Consider the following 19,612-nt stretch of genomic DNA (forward strand, 5'->3'; position numbering starts at 1 on the left):
TAATCTACTCAGACTCCCACTCATAATCTCCTTTACTCGAACGCTGCGGTTTCCATACGTCCCGTTTCCTTGAGACTCATTGTGGAGGTACGGTAGGCCGAGTTGCATTGGCGAATGACGTACAACCCTGGACTACAGCTGGCGGAGTTGTGTTTGTAAACTGCATCAAAAATGCCGTAACGTCATAGGTCCCTTTCTCCGGATCAAGTGAACACTGAAGCTCTTTTTTGAGGCTAGGTCCCGCTAAATTAAGAATGTCCGGAAAATCGGGTAATCGAGTGTATGCGTGCAACGCTTCGTGAAAGACCATCGCCATATTGTCGGCATCATGAGGCCCAGAGACATTCTGGAATTCTCTCCAGATGATGTTGGGGTTGAAGAATGTTCTCATAGGCGGAATAGTGGGCCTTTGCCGCGAGTCAAAGATGACGGTAGACGCGTCAAAGGGATCGAGAAGAAAATCGTCTTTGACCTCCGCAGATCCGGAACAGGACTCAATCCATCCGCACTTTATTAGGGTTGAAAGCGTAGCGTCATAGAATTGTGGTGGACTTGCTAAAAGAAAGCCTAGCAACGCAGTGCCATATCCCTGATTCCCATTGGCATCTTTTACTTGTGACGTAAAAACATAGTCAGAGATATTGCAAGCTTGTATTTCTGCCGGATCGGATGAGTTTCTCACGCAAGGCGTTCCAAGTAGTCGCTCGAGGGCATACAACCCATTGAAGATCCAATCCCTGGGCCCGCCCGTAGCGACTGTCCAACTGTGCTGTGCGCATTCGCTAGTTACGCCGTCACTGCATCTCACGAGTTGCGGCCATTCGGTTGGCGCTGTTCTCGCGCCGTTCCCCCCGGGCTGGTCCCAATCCGATCTAGCCAAGTTAACTGCTGCATCGGCATATGCAGTGAACAGGCCCGAAGTGTCGAGTGTGAGTAGTAAGCCTCCTGCCCTGAGATATTGAGGGCTATACCCTGCTACGAGGTCTGGCGTAGAGTTCCCGCCTCCATCATAACGGGTGATGGTCGATGGTGAGCTTCCGCTTGTCTGACCGATCATGATGCCATCCCCCGCGAGCGCTAATATTGGACTGAGTTCATCGGACGTTGCAGGCGTGCTCCACAGCGCGGCCCCAGTTGCAGCATTGAATGCAACAATTCGGTTGAGATTGTCTGATCCGTACACCGTTGCGAATGCGGTATCGCCTTCTCCCATCACCATAGGCCCTGTGAACTCATTGACACCACTGAGGGTGAAATCGTTCTGCAGAGTTGTGCCGATCAACAAACCCACGTGTGCTTGGCTATCCTGTCCCGGCACCTCGCCGCTGCAGGTTGTGCTCTGTTGTTGGCTATGCCGGTTGATAGTGGTGCAAGTTTGCGTCCAGCCCGGAACCGCGTAGCTCCAAGATGCCAGCAGATTGCCGTGATTATCGGGAATAATTTCCTTCAAGGAAAACAGAGGTAACGGTGCGGGACTATAGGAATACGTTGCTACCTCAGTGGCTCCACTGTCGGAGAAATCGTCTTCCTCATGATAGGTGCTCGACCAATTTTGGATCTCGCTGTCGGCGTAAGTACCGTCTGGTCCGATTTTCATGATCCGCAGTGAGGCAGCCGAAGTCGAATCAATAATTGTAGTGACATCAGTGTTCTGTTGCGTTTGCGACGTCGTCTCGAGTATGTGTTCCAAGTAGGCATCGCCGTCTGGAGCAATCGTGATAGTGCTCGCCGCGGGCTCATTTGGGCTGGCCACCGGAACGCGAAACTTCTCGCCTCCGGTTAGGCCATCGATTCCTATTACGTACGTAGTCGTCTGCGCATTATCCGGCGGCTGCTTAAGCGTCCCGAGGATGAAAATTGTCCCGTCTGGATGAATCGAAATGTTCCATGACCAAAAGTGATAGTCAGTTGGGGGAATGCTCCAGGTGGGCTTGCCCGAGCTGTCGATGCGGGTCATAGGCGTTGAGCCGTCAGTGAACCCGATAATTCCGCCGTTTGCATCGGGCAAAGCGTGGGCAGCATTAAAGCCGAAACTTGCATTCCACACCGGCGTGCCATCCGCTTTTAGAGCCTGCACCAATCCCGACGGCTGCACGATGAGCAGGTCGGCCAGACTTGAAGGCGCCGGCATCGCCTGCACGCTAAAAGCGCCGCTCCCTCCACCTGCGGACGCGCTGGGCACCGACCACAAGACTGTTCCCGCAGGAAAGCTCGTCCCCTGTGGATACACCGTGACCGTAGCAGTGGCTGAATCAGCATTGATGGTCACCTGGCCTGAGGCTTTAGCGGTGAGGATAGGCGTTCCTGTCGGATCGTCTGGGTCGGGACCAAAATCGGCGATGGTGGTATCGCTGCTGGTCCATGATGACGCTGTCGTCGGTCGACCGGAACTGTCCAGAACTTGAAACTTCCGTGTGTCCCCAACAAACAAACTCACCTGCGACGGCGCTATCGTTGCCGGTGGTCCAGGCGGCGTGGCGTGGGTCACCGTGAAGTTCAGCCCGTTACTGGAAGCGCCGTCTGTGCTGACGACAATCGGACCCGATGTGGCACCGGGCGGGACTGACACTTCAATGGCTGTGTCGCTCCAGTAGAGCACCTGAGCAGGCGCCCCATTGAACAGGACGGTTCCGGAAGTGGTTCCGAACTTGGCGCCGTAGATCCAAATCAGGGTACCCCTCGGATCAGCCGCTTGAGACACACTCGTTATCGACGGAGCCTGTCGAGGAGCACCATCTACGGTGACCGCCTGCAGGGTGACATTCCCAAATGCGTGATTGGTTAGCAGCGTGTAGCGAATGATCAGGTGCTGGCCTTCCGAGGCAGCGTGGTACTTGATCGTATATACGTGGTTGATGTGATCGGTAGTATCCGTTGAGGTGTCAATGTAAACGGGAGCGCTCCCATCACTCAAGTAAGCTTCAAGTTTTCCTTGGGCCTGCCAGGCGCCGACATAGATGTTTGCCGTGCGCTCGGTTAGGCCTGCGCTGATGGTGAACTGAAACCCAGAGGCCGGGTTTGGAGAATAGATTCCGGTAGTTTGTGGACCAAATGATTGCGTTGCATCCTCGGCCGTGTAGGTGACGAGATTATCTCCGTACTGATACCAAAATGCCCAATTAATGCGTGAAGCCGCCGCGATCAGGGGAGAAACGTTTCCCTTTCGGTCCAGATTGACTGGATTCTCTGCCCCGAATTCTTGTCTGCCGTACAGCACCCAATCCGCGGTCCCTTGCTGGGTTAAATCCACCGTAGATGGCGGAACTGCGACGCTGGCAGCGAGCTCCCCACCACTTCCCACCACATGCAAAGCTACAGGTGATGACGCCTGCGCCAGACCGCTGGAGTCTGCAGCACTCGCCGAGAACTCGTAGTTGCCCGCCGCGAGATTGCTGACCTGGAAGTCGAACGGAGAATTATTCAGCGTGAGTAGCGAATTGCCGTCTTGGAGCAGTGAAACACTGCCGATGGTCGAGCCGATTTGCGAAGCCTGAACACTAGCCGTGAAGCTTGCTGGAGCCGTAAAACTTTGACCGGTCGAGGGCTGAGTAATGGCCACATTAGGGTGCTTCGGAGTTAGCTCTGCGGCCTCGATCGTGATATCGCCGGCGACGGTAAGCGTGTAAACCACCGTTAGCGTCTGCCCTGCGGAAGCTGACTCAAAGTCGATGCTGTAGGTTCCGCCTGCGTCGCCACCAGTAAGCATCGACGAGTCACTGTAAGGCACTGCGGAGCTATCGCTCAGGGATGCCTGAAGACGGCCGCTGCCGTGGTCGGTTGCCACGTACAGCTTCAGAGTCTTGGGTGTAGTATCCGCCGGCACTGTAATTTGAAAACCATCTCCGACGGACTGCAAAAACAACCCAGAGCAGGCATCCACGACATTCGTATTTACGTTTCCGTTGGTCCAACTGAAATGGTCTGCACAACTCGCGTACTGCGTCGGGGCTTCGGCTCCGATAACGGTAAGACCGCTAATGAGGTTTGCACCACTCTTGCGATCGACGCCACTTGCGCCCGATAACCCCCAATGAACCCAATCGAGGACTTCCGGATCACTGAGGTTTATCTGCGAATAGTCAGGCGGATAAGAGAACGGCGTCATCTCCATCCGCCCGCCAACATAGCCGTGCAGAACTGTGAACGGCACCGAATTACTCGAGAATCCTCCGACCGTGACTACTACGTTTCCGTTGGTGGCGCTGCTGGGTACCGGTACGACGATTTGCGTGGCGCTCCAGCTTGTGGGAAGACCTGCAGCGCCGTTGAACGTAATCGTACTGCCTCCCTGCGATGTGCCGAAATGCTTCCCGAAATGGTAATCGAAATTCCAGCGGCTGCAGCGTTCAGGGATAGGCTGCTGATGTTCGGGAAGACGGTGAAGTTCACCCCATTGCTGGCCTTATTGGACACGGTCACGACTATGTTTCCGGAAGTCGCGCCGCTCGGCACGGACACAACGATCTTCGTAGCGCTCCAACTGCTTGGAGCCGCTGTGGTCCCATTGAATTTGACGGTACTGTTGCCCTGAGAATTACCGAAGCTAGACCCGTTGATCGTAACCGGGGTCCCAATCACGCCAGAGACTGGGCTTATAGACGTAATGCTAGGTCCCACCGCAAATGAAACTGCCGGAAACGTGAAGAGACAGATCAGAAAAGCGAAATATCGCGAAGCCAATCGTTTCATGGAGGAGCTCCTTCAGAATGCAAGCACGCTGAATCTTCCTGGTTCGGAAAAGAATCCACACAGCGTCCACCATGCGCCGCGAGATCAACGTCCGTTGACTGTCGCGGGTATAGTGAATTCCAAACATCTTGCATTCGAGCGGAGCGTCTGTCCCGCGCCAGCAACGAGTAGCAGAATGGGAATTGGGAGTTACTTATAGGGCGGTGACGTAATGAGGTCAAGCGAATTCTTCATTGGAGTTGTGGAAAACCAGCTTTAATCAATTCCCGAAAGAGAACTGCTCACTTTTTGGAACAAGAGTGTACGAAAATCGTACACAAGTTAGATCTGATCCCAACGATGTTGCCGAAAAGTGGCAATCGCGGGGAGAGATCATCCGAGCCGGGGCTGATTTCATCACCTCTGCCAAGTACTTCATCCAGGTCACAATCATCAATGCAGAAGCCCGAATACTCCGACTCCAGTGGTCGTCCCCACGTACACTTTGCCGTTTGCTACGGTAGGCACGATGAATTTGTTGCCCGTGCCAAAGTGATCGCGGCCATTTGCGGCCTGGTTGCTGTTGTAGAGTTCCGTGCCGAGGTTTGACGCATCGTAGGCGTGGAGCACGGCTGTGCTGCCGTTTTCGGCTGCCCAGACGATGCCGTTCGCATTTCCATTTGCAGAAATCGAAGGCGTGGTTCCCGGATAGGGAAAGGTGTTGCCGGTTTGGGAAGTCGGATTCGCGCTGAGTTTCGCATTCGTGACCGAGAACGCTTTTAGCCTGTCGTTCACTCCGCCGAAGAAGACCGTGTTATTGAAAAATGCGGGTGCGCCGAATTCCGCGCCGATTGCGCTGGTCAGTTGCTGGTAGATGTTGTTGGTCGAGGGATTGAATTTGCCCATGTTGTCGCGATCGACGACGTAAATGTTTTCGTCCTTGCCGGCGCCCACCGCGAGATGTTTCACAACGCCGGAGCCATCGGTCAGATCGGGAAGCAGCATGGCGCCACCCGATCCCAGATCGGTATCGGCGCTGGATTCACTCGCGGTGTTGAATAGCGCGAAATAATCCGCCACAGCCAGTTTGTTGTTAACGGTCGAGAACTTGATGAACGCATTCCCGAAATCACCTTGGGCTGGGAAGCCGTTTGCGTTGAGCGTGCTGTCGAAGGTTCCGTTTGCGGCGAGCTGATAGATGTTGCCGGCGGCGTCGGCTGCCGGAGCGGCTCCGCTGTTCCAGAATGAGGCCTCGCTGCCATTGGGAACGATGTTGATGACCGTCGTCTGCGACAGCGTGTTTTGATCGTAGCCGATCATCCAGCCGGTGTACGGATCCACGTCGCAATGCGACGACCAGCTTGTGTACACGACGCCATTCAGCAAAAGCAGTCCAGGACGCTCTTTGTACGCTCCCGGATCGAACAAAACCGAGCCTCCACTGCTGTTCGCTCCCGTTCCGGGAAAGGTCGCATGCACATCCTGGGGCCCACCAAACTCTTCCGCGCCGGTTGCAAGATTCAGCGCGTGCAGCCGTTGAAAGTACGTTGGCGCAGAATTCTTGCTCATTGCGACTACATACACAGTACCGTTCGGACCGGCGTTGCGATCGATGACAGGCGTAGCCGTGACTCCGATCTCAGGCGAGACCTGACCGCAGCCAAGGCGCGGCTCCGACGTGGTTTCTCCCGTCTTGAGCATCGAGACTTGCCAGAGTTTGGCGCCCGTATCGGCATCGAACGCGTACACACTGTCGTGCTCGCTGGCGACCAGCAGCACATTGTGTGTGGCTCCGGAAATCGCTACGTTCGACACATAGAGCGGCTGCGCGTCGACTTTTCCGTCTACCGAGATCGCGAACAGTTTTCCGAAATTGGACGCATTCACGTTTGTGGGCGCGAGAAGAGTCTCCTTCAGATTTTGACCAGTGCGCGCGACATCGTTGTGATAGGTCAGCACGTCTGCCGTCGTAGGCGGCGGAGGTGCAGTCGCGCTGACGGTGAGAGTGGTCGTGCCGCTGATCGCCCCCGACACTGCTTTGATCGTGGTAGTGCCAACGGCTACTCCGGTGGCTATTCCGGCAGAACTGATCGTCGCAATACTTGGGCTCGACGACGACCACGTAGCCGTGCTCGTAAGATTCTGCGTCGTGTTGTCGCTGAATGCTCCGGTAGCCGTGAATGGTTGCGTCCCGCCGGTCTGAATGGAAGGCGAGCTCGGGCTCAGCGAGATCGAAACCAAAGTCGCAGACGAACCACCTCCTCCACCGGACGAAGAAGAGGACTTGCCGCTACACGCAGTAAGCGCAGCGAACAACGCGATGACAAACAACTCAGGCCGTCTGACATTCACAAGACTTCATCATAATCGAGAGCCTAGCCTCACGGTTACATCCATCCCAGAGTGACGGCATGGATTTTCGAGACGCGGATTTCATTTGTCTCACCTTCTTCGCTCACGTTCGGATGGGTTCAGGGAAAGAAAGGGAACAGCCCGAAATGAGGGGTCTCTGCTTCCGAGCGGCTGCCCTTATCCTTTGTACTCCGCTTTTTTCATTTGAATGCTCGCCATTCTTATTTTTGCGATTCAGACATTTGGCCCATTTCGGGAACTGTTTTTTCGCTTGACTTTCGCTCACTTTCGGGATAGCACAGATAGTAGTGTTTGTAGAGATGCCGCGTATGGAGTTACAAAGTTTTCAGACTGGCCGATCTTCACTGTCTCGATCAGGTTCGCTTATGGTTGTGGTCGAGCTTCTTCCGTGTCTCACTGGGGTTAACCCCTTTGAGACTCGGCGTTAACGCCGTGGAAATTTCGGGGTTAACGCCGTGGAAATCTGGGGGTTAACGCCGTGGAAAAAAGGGCGTTAACCCCAGGTAGTCAGGTAAAGCTAATGCTCATCGATGTCTCTCATTTACAAACAGATATGCTGATTTCCACCACAAACTTTCAGCTCGAACGAGGGCTTTTGTCGATGCGAAGTTTGTTCCTTCAAGCGAGATATCACACGGAGTACTGCCCCAATGAACAATCATTCGCTGCCTTCATTTATCAATTCGCAATCGCTCGATGGGTAACGCTCAGGAAATTGATGGGTAACCCTGAGGAAATCGCAGCGATACCCTGAGACAAAGTCAGGGTTACGCAGCCAAGTTAGACTCATACCATGAACAGTACTCTCAGTTGTATGATGCTGATTCCTATCTGGTTCGTGCTATTTTCAGGGTTGGTGTAGACCGCCGGTTCGTATCGAGCACGAGTTCTTACTCGAATGTTGAAGTTGATCGTGGGACGCGCTCAATCACCTGTCATCCTGAAGGCCCGCTTTTGGCCGAAGGATCTCCGGCAATGCTTCAGGCTGAAATGCTGTGGCTTGGCTCTCACCAGAAAAGCTATGTCTCATTGGCCAAGAGCCTGGAAAGCGCAATTCAGTCCGACACATTCCGGGAGATCCTTCGCGCAAAAGAAGCGCTTCAGGATGACAGTGGCTGAAAGCGTCGGCGAAAGAACCATCATGAGTCTAGTAGAGCTCGTGCCACAAGACCAACATAGATCACACTAACTCGGAAAATCCTCTAGTGCGAGTGCTCGCCGATGAAATCGTGGAAACATGCTGGGAAGGGTAAAGAGAGATTGAGAACTCTTTTATGACTTCCGAACAGGATTACGAAGGCAATCTGCTAAACGGCCATCTAATCGTCGGAATTGGCGAGGCTCTGTGGGACATGCTCCCTTCAGGAAAGCATCTGGGTGGGGCTCCTTTGAATTTCGCTTACATTGCTTCCCTGCTCGGCAATCGCGCGGTGATCGCTACCCGCGTGGGCGAAGATGCTTTAGGTCGTAAGATTCGCAGTGAATTAAATGCGCGCAACGTGGATACGAGCGCGATCCAGACTGACGCGAAACTTCCTACGGGCACGGTCGATGTTCAGTTCCATAATGGGCAGCCGGACTACGACATTCGAAAGCCTGTCGCATGGGATGCGCTGGAGTGGTCATCCGACTGGCAGCGGCTGGCGCGGCGATGCGATGCCGTCTGCTTTGGCACGCTGGCGCAGCGCTCGGCAGAATCTCGTTCCACCATTCTGCGGTTCCTCGAACATACGCCGGCGTCGTGCCTGAGAGTTTTTGACATCAATCTGCGCAAGCCCTTTTACTCGCGAACCGTGATCGAAGCTGCTCTGCGCTTTACGACGGTGCTGAAGATGAACGATCTCGAGCTGCCGCAGCTCGCGGAGATGTTTGGAATTCCCGGCCAGTCAGCAACAGAGTTGATGCCGGCAATGCGGCGGAAACTTGGGGTGAAGCTTCTTTTGGTTACGCGTGGCGAGCGTGGCGCTGCGGCGACCGATGGCTCGCGCGTCGTCGAGCATCCTGGATTTGCTGTGAAGGTCCGCGATACGATCGGCGCCGGCGACGCCTTTAGCGCCGCCGTGACTCACTGCCTCATCCGAGGCGTGGACCTGGAACAGACACTCGCTTTTGCCGATCGATGGGCATCGTGGGTGGCATCCCAGGCCGGCGGGATGCCGGTACTTAAAGAAGAGGAGAGAAAAGCAATGAGTTCGGCTTAGAGCATTTTCAGAGTTAGTGCAGCCCCAAAAAGGGAAACCACAGGGTCCTTCGCCCGCGTCGCTTCGCTCCTTGGCTCAGGATGACAGGGTATTTAGGGAGCCACAGCAACTAAGAAACTGCTATAGCTGTCCCGATAAGGGAAGAGTCGTGCAAAACGTGCTTCGCTGCAATGCTATGGGCATTCCCTATTTGGAACTACCGGTTCCGAGTGACAGAACGCGGAGCGCTCCAGCTGCGATGCGCACCTCGCATGAGGTCTCGCAGACGAACTCTCCATCCGCATAGATGTTCGCTGGGGGGCTGCTCTTAATGCGCACGCTCGTCATACGCATAAAGTGAACTTCCGGCAGGCCAAGATGAGTTCCACGAAGCAAGGAAAGCGATGCGCGCGCCAGTCTCGTCTTCGTCATGGCTTCGGCGAGAATGCAATCGAATTGGCTATCGTCGAGGCTCGCATCTGGGGCGATCCGTAGACCTCCGCCGAACGAGGGAGTATTGGCGATGGTAAAGAGGCATGCAGCTTGCTCGATCCTCTCAGCCAGGCCGACGTCACCGGCGGTAAGGGTCAGTTCCAATTTGGGATTCATGAGTATCCCATTCATCGCGGCAATCAGATATCCGCCACGGGCGCGCAGCCATCGCGGCATACGATTCGCAAACTCGCCTGCAGCGGCGTCAAGGCCGATCCCGGCGGTGCAGCAGAATGGCGTTTCCTTGCCGGCGGAATCCGTGATGATGCCGATGTCGATCTGCCTGATTGCGGCATTCCCGTTGACGAAATCGCGCGCGAGAGTTGTCGCGGCAGCAGCGGAACGAATTCCAAGAGCGCGCGCCAGATCGTTGCCGCTTCCACAGGGCACGACGAGTACCGGCTTCGACGAGCGCGCCAATTCGGGAAGAAAGCGATGGATGGTTCCATCGCCGCCCAGAACGATAAAGAGACTCACATCATCGATGCTCGTGAAAGCTCTGGAAGCATGAATAGTGAGTCCAGTAGAACGCAGAAGTCGAAGATCGCTATCGCGGGCACCCGGACCGAGAATTGCGTGCGCGATCATGGTTCTACAGTGATCAGACTACGTGTGTGCGGTGGCGCCCGGTTCGAGTTGCCGCAAAAGGAAAACCCGGATTCTGTCAATCCGGGTTCTCGGTGATGAATAGCTTTTTCAGATTACTGTGTGCCGCCCGATTTTGGCTGATCGAGGACGATGCCGCCTGGGCCTTGCTGTTTTTCGGCTTTGGCCTTCTTGGTTTCCATGGTCTTCTTGACCCAGTCGTCGGCAGTGGCAAGATCTTGTTTACGTGCTTCGGGATCACCACACTCGAGATCGGCCTTCTCGCGGAAAAGCAGGTTCAGGTATGCCATCGCGTCGTCATAGTCTTTACGCAAATTGATAGCTTTATTCAGGTCGTCGATGCCTTCCTGCACTTCCTGCTGGTTCTTCGATTGGATATCGGCGCAGAGCTTTTTGTCTTTGATTGGCTCGTCCGCTTTAATTCCGGCAGCGGTCTTTGCATCCATGCGCCGCTTGTAAGCTTCGGTCCAATCAATGACGGCAACTGAGTAGTAGGCTTCAGGATCGCTGGGATCGGCCTGCAAGACTTTCTCGTGATACGACTTTGCCTCTTCCAGATCCTGCAGCTTGTCCTCAGGCTTGGTCGCACCGCTGGCCATGTTGAAGTAAAGAGAAGCGATCCCTTTCAGACTGTTGATGTTGTTCGGATCCTTCTCGAGGAGCTTTTTGAATTCGTCGATCGCCTGGTTGCAGTTGCGAGTGTTCTCAGGAGTATCGACGCCAGGAACGCATTGCTGCGCATACGCGGTAGCGAGATAAAGGCCGGCCACGGAAAGGTTCGGATCGAGATTTACCGCATTCTTGAAGTGTTCGATAGCAGCGTCATACTGTGCGCCTCGATACGACTGGACGCCCTTGTTGAGCTGATCTCGCGCTCTGAGCTTGTCACATCCCACCCCGGTCAGTGACGCCAGCGCGGCGAGCAATGCCAGGAAACGTGCGCTTCTGTTCATGAAAGTTTGTCCTTGCCAGTACGGCAAAAAATTTCGTGCTGATGAAATTACAGCATTGTACAAGGTGAATCGACGCAGCGGAGAATCGGGTGATCGGGTCATCGGGTGAAGTAAGACCCAAAGCTCAAGTCACCGCATTTACTTCACCCGATGACTCGATCACCCGAGGGCCCGATCACCCGATTCTTCTACTGTCCTGCTTCGATCTTCGCCGTCATCAACCCAACCTTATCTACACCGGACGCGTGCGCAATATCGATGACCTGCGCTACGTCCGAGAACGGCACTTCATCGTCGCCTCTCACGAACATTACGCGTTCGGCGCGGGTCTTGAATATGTCAGTGAGTCGCGTCTGCAAGTCGTTCCAACCCACATCGTCCTGGTTGATTTTCAACGTCGGACGCTGCCCAGGAACACCCTGATTCACGGAAACCACGATGGTGCGATCGTTCGGTTCCTGCTGCTTCTGTTTGTCCTTCGGAGGCTGCGGAACGAGCGCGTCGAGTCCGCGCGGCGTGAGCGGAGTGATGACCATGAAGATGATCAGCAGCACCAGCAAAACGTCGATGAGCGGGGTTACGTTGATGCTTGCGCTGGGGCCACCACCGGAGCCCCCCGTTGTCATTGCCATATTGGAATCCTCTATATTCCCGCCTACGTGCGGGAGCTAAGTTACTCGCCGCCGGCGGTTGTCTTGGCTGGCTGGTCCGCCAGCGGACGCTTCTGCTCGGTGAGCAGGCCCAACTGATCGACTCCAGCCGAACGAACGTTATCCACTACCGAGACCACAGTTCCGTACTTCGCGCGGGCGTCAGCCTTCACGTAAACGCGCTTATCGGTCTTGTTGGCCAGACGGTCGCGAACTTTATCGCTAAGCTGGTCGGCGCCCATCTGATCGTTGTTCAGGTAGATCTTGTTGTCGCGAGTAATTGCGATCAGGATTGCGTCTTCTTTATCCGCATCCGGCATTTGCTCCGGATTATTGGTCTGTGCCAGCTCCACGCTGTGACCTTTCTGCAGCATGGGCGTGATGACCATGAAGATGATCAGCAGAACCAGCATCACGTCGACCATCGGCGTGACGTTGATGTCGGAGTTGACCTTCTTGCCTTCGTCTCTTTTCACTAAAGACATTGTGTTTGCCTATCTCTGTTGGACGCTCTGCTGCGTCCGGGATTCAGCCGAGGAGGAGCCTCCTTCGACGTTCAGCGCGTTGCTGGCCGAAGGAGGCGTTGGCTACTCTCGAACTGCGTATAACAATTACCGACGTCCGCTGCGCTTCAGGAAGTAATCGATCAGCTCAGAGGACGAGTTATCCATCTCCACGTCGAAGGCTTCAACCTTATTGGTGAAGTAGTTGAACATCATGACGGCGGGGATGGCGACGAACAATCCGATAGCGGTCGTCACCAGCGCTTCCGAAATACCACCGGCGACTGCGCCGAGGCCGGAGGTCTTCTGCGCCGAGATCTGGCGGAAGGCGTTCAAAATACCGACCACGGTGCCGAACAGTCCGACGAACGGAGCCGTGGAACCGATGGTGGCGAGACCGCCGAGTCCGCGCTTCAGTTCGGCGTGAACGATGGCTTCGGCACGCTCGAGAGCGCGCTTGCTGGCTTCAATCTGCTCGCCAGGAATGTCGGTAGATTCACCGTGGGCCTTGAACTCCTGCAGACCAGCGGTGACGACCTTCGCCAGATGCGACTTCTTGTTGCGCTCGGCCACGCGGATAGCTTCGTCGATCTTGCCGTCGCGCAGTGCGCCGGCAACCTGCGGAGCAAACGAACGCGACTGCTTGCGCGCGGCGTTGAAGGCGATGTAGCGGTCGATCATCACACCAATCGACCACGCCGACATGATGAAGAGAATGATCACGACGATGCGCGCCAGCCAGCCCATCTGCTTCCACAGCGAGATCGGGTCCCACCCGATTTCGCCAGTATCAGTCTGGAGCCACATGGCCAGTACAGGCAGCTTGTAATACGCCACCGTTGCGAGAGTTGCCAGTTGAATCACTTGAGTTAGTCCTCCTCAGAACTATGCGTTTCAGTGCGACGATGATTGTTGAACATCAAAGCCCGCAATATTTGCTTACAAAATTCGACTCCGTCCATGCCTTAGATGTTCCCGCGCGATCCGCTCGGAAGCGGCAATCGCACCACCAGAAAAATCTTTCAGTTAGTACCGAGTCGCTGATCAAGAACTCTCGATTCAAACACGCTCTCCAGCAGATGAGCAAAGCTGTGTCTGGTCGAGGGGAAAAACAGAACAACACAGGGAGGGGCAGCTCTGCCCCTCCAACCATCAGAAGCTCACATCGTGCATTCGGGTTTTCCGGAGAAGAACCCGAGCACCCAGCTTTCAGCAATCAGCGCTGATTGCTGACTGCATGGTTACTATCCACCGTTCAGCGTGAAATTCACCTGAATGGTGGTTTCCACTTCCACCGGCTCGCCGTTCAAAATGTACGGCTTGTAGCGCCACTGCCGAACCGCGTCGATCGCGGATTGGTACAGCATCGGGGGTCCGCTTACCGCGTGCAGGTTCTGAATCGTTCCACCCTTGCTGATTTCAGCCTGCAGCACGACTTGGCCTTGAATGCGAGCCGTCTTGGCAATCGCTGGATACACCGGATTCGGTCCGGAAATCTTATTACCCGCGACTACACCGGATGACACCCTTACCTTTTGTGGCGCGGCGACCTTCGGAGGAGGCAATGACGATCCAATAATTCCGCCAAGTACGCCGCCTGCTGCTCCACCAGCAACGCCGCCCGGAACTCCGCCTACTACGCCGATACTCGGCGGTGGGGCTTCGTCTTCCTTGAGCATTTCGACTTTTTTGGGAATCTTGGTTGGGGCGCGGAGCTGATTGTTGACAATTTCCGTCTGCACCTTCACCACATGTACCGGAGCTGCGGGCGGCGGTGGCGGCGGTGGCGGCGGTGGCGGCGGCGCAACCAGGAACGTCATGAGCTGCTGTTTCGGCAGCGCCTCCGTGTAGATGAGCGGGATCAGGACCAGAACACCAAGCAGCAGGATCTGCAAAGCGAATGACAAGAAAGTTGTCACTCCACGCTTGGTTTTGATTCGTCCCGAAGATTCGACCAGGCTGTCCTCAAACATACCTATCTCTCCAATAGGGCAATAGCTGATGTTTAGACACCGGGGACGATGATTTTGCTCCCGGGGGAGGAGCAGCCGTCAGCAGTCAGCTCTCAGCATTCAGCGAAACCGGCTTTCGCCCAGTTACAAGCATGAATCAGAATCGACCAAACCGCCTGCACAACCCGAATCAAAGCTGATTGCTGACGGCTGATCGCTAATTGCTTCTTCCTCAGCTCCTCGTTCCCGTCCCCTGTAACTTCCCTGTCCTCTGCGTTCCTCTTCGCGTGCTGGCTCCCGGCAACACTACTTTGCCAGTCTTCTTTAAGCGCCAATCCTGGTACGCGACCAGCATGGGGGCAGCTACAGCAATCGAAGAGTAAGTACCAATTAGGATGCCCACAACCAGGGCAAAGGAAAACCCGCGAAGAACCTCGCCGCCGAAAAGATACAGCGAGAGCACCGTCAGAAACGTCAGCCCTGAAGTCAGCACGGTTCGGCTCAGGGTCTGATTGATGCTGCGGTTAACGATCTCCGCCAGCGACTCACGCCGGAGCAGCTTCACGTTCTCCCGGATACGATCGAAGACGACGATGGTGTCGTTCATCGAATATCCGATCAGCGTAAGTATCGCGGCGATAACGGTAAGCGTTATCTCTTGATTCGTCAAGGAGAACGCGCCGATGGTGATCAAAGTATCGTGGAAGACCGCGACCACAGCGGCCACGCCATAGATCCACTCGAAGCGGAACGCGAGATAAACCAGCATTCCCGCGAGCGAATAGAGCGTTGCCCATTCGGCCTGATGCGTCAGCTGCTTTCCTACTTGCGGACCGACGATCTGCACGCTACGCACGCCGAAACCAGAAGTGAAAGCTCCTTCTTTCAAGGAGGAGACTATCTGCGGCTGAATGACGCTGTTCAGGTCGTCGATTGAGCCGAGCACACCGGAGCGGGTCTTATCGCGGAAATCGGTGATCTGCCGCGCGATTGCGCCGTAGCGAGCGCCGGCATCGGTTCCCAAGTGGAGAGGATCTTTGTTCAGCAGGTAGTCGGAGATTTGACTCGAACTGGAGTTATTCAGATCAAGCTTGCCTTGGTCACTAGTACCGCCGAAATACTTCTCCATCACCGCGACGATGGCCGCGCGTCCTCGATCAAGGGATTGCTCGCTGGTTTCCTTTTCGGGAAGGCTGATGATGACTTCGTTGGCGCCGGCGCCGCCGATGCTCTGAATCTTGAAGTCGTGATACCCCGCCGCATCGATGGAGCGACGAATCTTGCCGTCATCGACGCCATTGACGAACTTCACGTCAACCTGGGTACCGCCGCGGAAGTCAACGCCCCACGGAATACCGTGCCAGAAGATCAGCGAGATCAATCCCGCCACGCTGAATATCAAAGAAAAGCTGAGGAAGTACCACTTCTTCCCGAGAAAGTCGATGTTGGTGCTTTTAAAGAATTCCAATTTGTAACCTTTGAAAATCGTTTTCACCACGGAGACACGGAGTCACGGAGAAAAACAAAAAAAGGTGAAAGGCACTCCAGTCGACTTATTAATCTGGCTCGACCATACCGAGTGGAACTTCGAGAGCCCACTCAAATGCCTTTCTCCGTGCCTCCGTGTCTCCGTGGTGAATAAGCTTCTAAATACTCAACGCTTCCCCGCGTTCCTTCCGATTCAAGATCGCATCGAAGATCACGCGCGAGACGAACACGGCGGTGAACAGGTTTGCCAGCAGACCGAAGGTCAGGGTGGTGGCAAATCCGCGCACTGGGCCGGTTCCAAAAATGAACAGAATGAATGCCGAAACAATTGTCGTCACGTGCGTATCGACGATCGTCAGCCACGCATGTGCGAATCCCTGATCGACCGCCGCAGCCGGAGCCTTCCCCGCGCGGAGCTCTTCGCGGATGCGCTCAAAGATCAGCACGTTCGAGTCGACGCCCATACCGATAGTCAGAATCACACCGGCAATTCCCGGCAGCGTAAGTGACGCATGGCTGAATCCGAGAAATCCGAGCAAAATGACCAGGTTCAGCAACAGTGCCAAATCGGCATTGATGCCCGCGCCGCGGTAATAAATCAGCATGAAGATGAGCACGGCTGCCATGCCGACAACTGCAGCGAGCACGCCTGCTCGAATCGAATCGGCCCCGAGCGACGGACCTACGGTTTCTTCATTCAGATAATGAATGCTCGCGGGCAGCGCGCCGGAGCGCAGCATCATGGAGAGATCATGCGTCTGCTCTTCGGTAAACGCGCCGGCTATGCGAACGCTATCCCGAATTGGCTCCTGAATATTGGCAACCTCACGGACGCGATTATCAAGCACGATGGCTAGCTTGTCGTTCACGTGAGCACTGGTAAACGCAAAGAAACGGCGTCCCCCATCGTTGGAAAGATTGAACTGCACATCCGGACGACCATTTTCGTCGCGGCTCGGCTGGGCATCGCGAATGTCGCTGCCCGCAACCGCGGAAGTGCGGGACACAACCCAATACTCCGGCTGTCCGCCACCCTGACCGGTTGCGCCGGGCAGGATTACCTCATCCGGAGGAATGCTGCCACCATTCGCCTGTAACGCAGATTGCTCGTCAGGATACGGGCCGCCCATTGACTGCCGGATCTCCAGCATCGCCGTGGACTGAATCAGGTCTCTTACGCGGGCGGGGTCATCAACACCCGGCAGCTCTACGAGAATCTGATAGGCGCCCATCCCGTGCTCCTGGATAGTCGGCTCGGTCACGCCGAACTGATCCACACGGTTGCGGATCGTCTCAATTGCCTGCTGAACAGCGCGCTGCTTAAGCGACGTGACTTCCGAGGGCTTCATCACGAACTGATAGGTATTGTTCGGGCCGCTCTGTAGTTCGTACTGTGGGAAGTTGTCGCTGACGGTTTCCCGCAGCGCGCCGATCTTGTCCGGAGGCACGCCTTTGATCTGCATGACCTCAGGGTGATTGACCGGATCAGGCTTAGTAATGTCGGGCGACGCGATCCCGGCTTTGCTCAGGTCATCTTTCAGTCCTGAAAGCGTGCGATCGGTATCGGCATTCACCGCCTCGTTCACAGCAACTTGCAGAATGAGGTGAGTACCGCCCTTGAGGTCGAGACCAAGGTGAATGTTCTCCTGGATCGCACCGAGAACGCCTTGTTGTTTCCAGGCATTAATGGCCTTCTCGGGATCGGTACCGAGAAAGACGCCGTAGACAAAGATCAGCAGCGTTCCGATGATCAGCAGGGTCTTTGAGAGAAGGTTTTTACGCATTTACTTTGCTTCTTCTGGATTCACGAGCGCGGTGACGGCCGCTCGGGCCACTTCAATCCGCAGGTTGTCGGGAGGGACGCGCAGTTGTACGGCGTCGTCCCTGAGAGAGATCACGGTGCCGCGAATGCCGCCGCTGGTGACAACTTTGTCGCCATTTTTCAGGCTCGCCAGCATTGCCTGCCACTTCTTCTGCTTCTTCTGCTGCGGCATGATCAGCATGAAATAAAAGATCGCGAAGATCGCGATCAGCGGGAGCAGGCCGAAGATGGCAGACCCCGACGACTGCGCCAACAGGCTGGGAATTGCGTGCATTTGAATCAAGGCTTCGCTCTGAAACCAGGGGGAGATTTTCTAATTGAGTAATTTGGTAATTGGGTAATTGCCAGAGGCACTTGCAACTACCGGCCTCGCCATGCCGCGCGTTACGAACTTACCCGATTACTCAATTACCCAATTCTGGGGCGCGGCTAGAGGAGAGCCTGCTTAGCTCGATTGCTCTGAAACCTGCGCGGCCTCAGATCGCTTCGCTCGCAACTCTCCAGTTTTAATAGCATGACGGACACTGCGCATCGTGTCAAGGTAATGCGCGAGGTTGTGGATGGTGTTCAGCACCGCAGCCAGCGCCTCTCCAGAGACAAACAAATGACGGAGATACGCTCGCGTGTAACGCGAGCAAACCATGCAGTCACATGCAGGATCCGGCGGCCGCTGATCGCGGGCAAAACGCGCATTCTTGATATTCATCCGTCCCTCTGAGGTGAACAGCAGACCATGCCGCGCAGCTCGTGTGGGCAGCACGCAGTCCATCATGTCGACGCCCATCGCGGCGTACTCGACGATCTCCTCCGGATAGCCGACGCCCATCACGTACCGCGGCTTGTCTTTGGGGAGAAGAGGAAGCGTGCTCTCGATGATCTCGCGCGTGAGCTCCCGCGGCTCACCCACGCTGAGCCCGCCGATGGCGTAACCAGGAAAGTCTAGCTCCAGCAGACGCTCGGCGGATTCGCGGCGCAGATCGGGATACATGCCCCCCTGAACAATCCCGAAAAGGGACTGGGTTTCGGAGATCTGTGCTAAAGATGCAGCATGCCGCGTCTCTACTAGTGCTCGCCAAGGGACGTCGGCTTTATGAACTTCAAAATATTCCTTGCTCCGCCGCGCCCAGCGCGACGTCATCTCCATGGACTCCTTCGCGCGTTCCCTCGTCGCAGGGTGCTCCGTGCATTCGTCGAATGCCATGATGATGTCGGCGCCAAGAGCAATTTGGATTTCCATCGAACGCTCGGGAGTGAAGAAGTGGCTCGACCCATCAAGATGCGAGCGGAACTCGACGCCGCGCTCGCTGACCTTGCGCAACTCGTTAAGGCTGAAAACCTGGAATCCGCCGGAGTCGGTAAGAATGCTGCGCTCCCAAGACATGAACCGGTGCAGCCCGCCCATCTGGCAAATCGCCTCGTGTCCAGGACGCAAATACAGGTGATAGGTGTTCCCGAGAAGAATTTGTACGCCGAGTTCTTCCAGAATGTGCTGTGGCACACCTTTGACCGATGCGAGAGTGCCAACCGGCATGAACACCGGAGTCTCGATTTCGCCGTGGGGTGTAGCGATGCGGCCGAGGCGGGCGGGACCGTCTGCGGCATTGATCGAGAAGGAGAGAGGCATGGAATCGGGTGACCTCCACCCCAGCGGTCGCAAACCCAGCGCCGGCTGGGGACCCCGGGGTGATCGGGCCATCGGGTGATCGGGTGAAGTGAGGACAAAAGCGCGCTCGCTCCTGCCGGACTAGGTCGATGAACCGATGATTTTCTCGATTTTACTTGGCCCGATGGCCCGATCACCCGATGACCCGATTCCTCACCATCGCATTCGCTGTCGCAAGCTGGTTATGTGCGCCACGTGATGCCGCCCATGCCAGGCATAGAGGGCAACCATCCAGTCCAGCGTGCGCACTCCATGTTCGGGG

14 protein-coding genes are annotated in these 19,612 nt (G+C 55.7%); 2 read left to right on the forward strand and 12 right to left on the reverse strand.

The features are described 5' to 3' along the window. Nucleotides 1-76: 76 nt before the first annotated feature. On the reverse strand, nucleotides 77-4,150 hold the full coding sequence (locus tag VFU50_16805) for an IPT/TIG domain-containing protein (protein ID HEU5234523.1): 4,074 nt from the start codon (nucleotides 4,148-4,150) through the stop codon (nucleotides 77-79). A 153-nt stretch (nucleotides 4,151-4,303) separates the two neighbouring features. Here VFU50_16805 and VFU50_16810 point away from each other — a divergent pair, with 153 nt between their 5' ends. Beyond that, nucleotides 4,304-4,531 carry a hypothetical protein gene (locus VFU50_16810; GenBank protein ID HEU5234524.1) on the forward strand — a complete coding sequence of 76 codons (228 nt, stop codon included), beginning with the start codon at nucleotides 4,304-4,306 and terminating at the stop codon, nucleotides 4,529-4,531. Between the two features lie 590 nt (nucleotides 4,532-5,121). Here the strand turns inward: VFU50_16810 and VFU50_16815 are convergent. After that, entirely contained in the window at nucleotides 5,122-7,020 is a 1,899-nt protein-coding gene (locus VFU50_16815) for an Ig-like domain-containing protein (GenBank protein ID HEU5234525.1), read from the reverse strand. Nucleotides 7,021-8,315: 1,295 nt separating this feature from the next. On the opposite strand from VFU50_16815, the gene VFU50_16820 reads away from it, so the two are divergent. Continuing rightward, a complete protein-coding gene (locus VFU50_16820) occupies nucleotides 8,316-9,242 on the forward strand; it encodes a carbohydrate kinase (protein ID HEU5234526.1) in 927 nt (308 codons plus the stop codon). A 186-nt stretch (nucleotides 9,243-9,428) separates the two neighbouring features. Here the strand turns inward: VFU50_16820 and VFU50_16825 are convergent, their stop codons facing one another. The 10 genes from VFU50_16825 to tgt form a co-directional block, all read right to left on the reverse strand. Continuing rightward, on the reverse strand, nucleotides 9,429-10,301 hold the full coding sequence (locus VFU50_16825) for a diacylglycerol kinase family protein (protein ID HEU5234527.1): 873 nt from the start codon (nucleotides 10,299-10,301) through the stop codon (nucleotides 9,429-9,431). Nucleotides 10,302-10,414: 113 nt separating this feature from the next. After that, on the reverse strand, nucleotides 10,415-11,272 hold the full coding sequence (locus VFU50_16830) for a hypothetical protein (GenBank protein ID HEU5234528.1): 858 nt from the start codon (nucleotides 11,270-11,272) through the stop codon (nucleotides 10,415-10,417). A 188-nt stretch (nucleotides 11,273-11,460) separates the two neighbouring features. Further along, entirely contained in the window at nucleotides 11,461-11,904 is a 444-nt protein-coding gene (locus VFU50_16835) for a biopolymer transporter ExbD (protein ID HEU5234529.1), read from the reverse strand. A gap of 41 nt (nucleotides 11,905-11,945) precedes the next feature. Then, complete coding sequence (locus tag VFU50_16840) at nucleotides 11,946-12,407, reverse strand: biopolymer transporter ExbD (GenBank protein ID HEU5234530.1); 462 nt, start codon at nucleotides 12,405-12,407, stop codon at nucleotides 11,946-11,948. A 126-nt stretch (nucleotides 12,408-12,533) separates the two neighbouring features. Further along, nucleotides 12,534-13,232: a MotA/TolQ/ExbB proton channel family protein gene (locus VFU50_16845; protein ID HEU5234531.1), complete on the reverse strand. Its 699-nt coding sequence runs from the start codon at nucleotides 13,230-13,232 to the stop codon at nucleotides 12,534-12,536. 437 nt (nucleotides 13,233-13,669) lie between these two features. Then, nucleotides 13,670-14,398 carry a TonB family protein gene (locus tag VFU50_16850; protein HEU5234532.1) on the reverse strand — a complete coding sequence of 243 codons (729 nt, stop codon included), beginning with the start codon at nucleotides 14,396-14,398 and terminating at the stop codon, nucleotides 13,670-13,672. A gap of 211 nt (nucleotides 14,399-14,609) precedes the next feature. Next, on the reverse strand, nucleotides 14,610-15,845 hold the full coding sequence (secF, locus tag VFU50_16855; GenBank protein ID HEU5234533.1) for a protein translocase subunit SecF: 1,236 nt from the start codon (nucleotides 15,843-15,845) through the stop codon (nucleotides 14,610-14,612). A gap of 178 nt (nucleotides 15,846-16,023) precedes the next feature. Continuing rightward, nucleotides 16,024-17,649 (reverse strand): protein translocase subunit SecD, encoded by a 1,626-nt coding sequence (gene secD / locus VFU50_16860; protein HEU5234534.1) that lies wholly within the window; start codon nucleotides 17,647-17,649, stop codon nucleotides 16,024-16,026. Further along, a complete protein-coding gene (yajC, locus tag VFU50_16865) occupies nucleotides 17,650-17,961 on the reverse strand; it encodes a preprotein translocase subunit YajC (GenBank protein HEU5234535.1) in 312 nt (103 codons plus the stop codon). 171 nt (nucleotides 17,962-18,132) lie between these two features. Continuing rightward, complete coding sequence (gene tgt, locus VFU50_16870) at nucleotides 18,133-19,311, reverse strand: tRNA guanosine(34) transglycosylase Tgt (GenBank protein HEU5234536.1); 1,179 nt, start codon at nucleotides 19,309-19,311, stop codon at nucleotides 18,133-18,135. Nucleotides 19,312-19,612 lie beyond the last annotated feature (301 nt).

The organism is Terriglobales bacterium, assembly GCA_035764005.1.
In the GTDB taxonomy this organism is placed as follows: Bacteria; Acidobacteriota; Terriglobia; order Terriglobales; family Acidobacteriaceae; genus Gp1-AA112.

What these genes read in the sequence shown, in the direction of transcription:
- VFU50_16810 (HEU5234524.1), top strand. Translation starts at nt 4,304, where the DNA reads ATGCTTCCCGAAATGGTAATCGAAATTCCAGCGGCTGCAGCGTTCAGG.
- VFU50_16820 (HEU5234526.1), top strand. Translation starts at nt 8,316, where the DNA reads ATGACTTCCGAACAGGATTACGAAGGCAATCTGCTAAACGGCCATCTA.
- VFU50_16825 (HEU5234527.1), bottom strand. Translation starts at nt 10,301, where the DNA reads ATGATCGCGCACGCAATTCTCGGTCCGGGTGCCCGCGATAGCGATCTT.
- VFU50_16830 (HEU5234528.1), bottom strand. Translation starts at nt 11,272, where the DNA reads ATGAACAGAAGCGCACGTTTCCTGGCATTGCTCGCCGCGCTGGCGTCA.
- VFU50_16835 (HEU5234529.1), bottom strand. Translation starts at nt 11,904, where the DNA reads ATGGCAATGACAACGGGGGGCTCCGGTGGTGGCCCCAGCGCAAGCATC.
- VFU50_16840 (HEU5234530.1), bottom strand. Translation starts at nt 12,407, where the DNA reads ATGTCTTTAGTGAAAAGAGACGAAGGCAAGAAGGTCAACTCCGACATC.
- VFU50_16845 (HEU5234531.1), bottom strand. Translation starts at nt 13,232, where the DNA reads ATGTGGCTCCAGACTGATACTGGCGAAATCGGGTGGGACCCGATCTCG.
- VFU50_16850 (HEU5234532.1), bottom strand. Translation starts at nt 14,398, where the DNA reads ATGTTTGAGGACAGCCTGGTCGAATCTTCGGGACGAATCAAAACCAAG.
- secD (HEU5234534.1), bottom strand. Translation starts at nt 17,649, where the DNA reads ATGCGTAAAAACCTTCTCTCAAAGACCCTGCTGATCATCGGAACGCTG.
- yajC (HEU5234535.1), bottom strand. Translation starts at nt 17,961, where the DNA reads ATGCACGCAATTCCCAGCCTGTTGGCGCAGTCGTCGGGGTCTGCCATC.
- tgt (HEU5234536.1), bottom strand. Translation starts at nt 19,311, where the DNA reads ATGCCTCTCTCCTTCTCGATCAATGCCGCAGACGGTCCCGCCCGCCTC.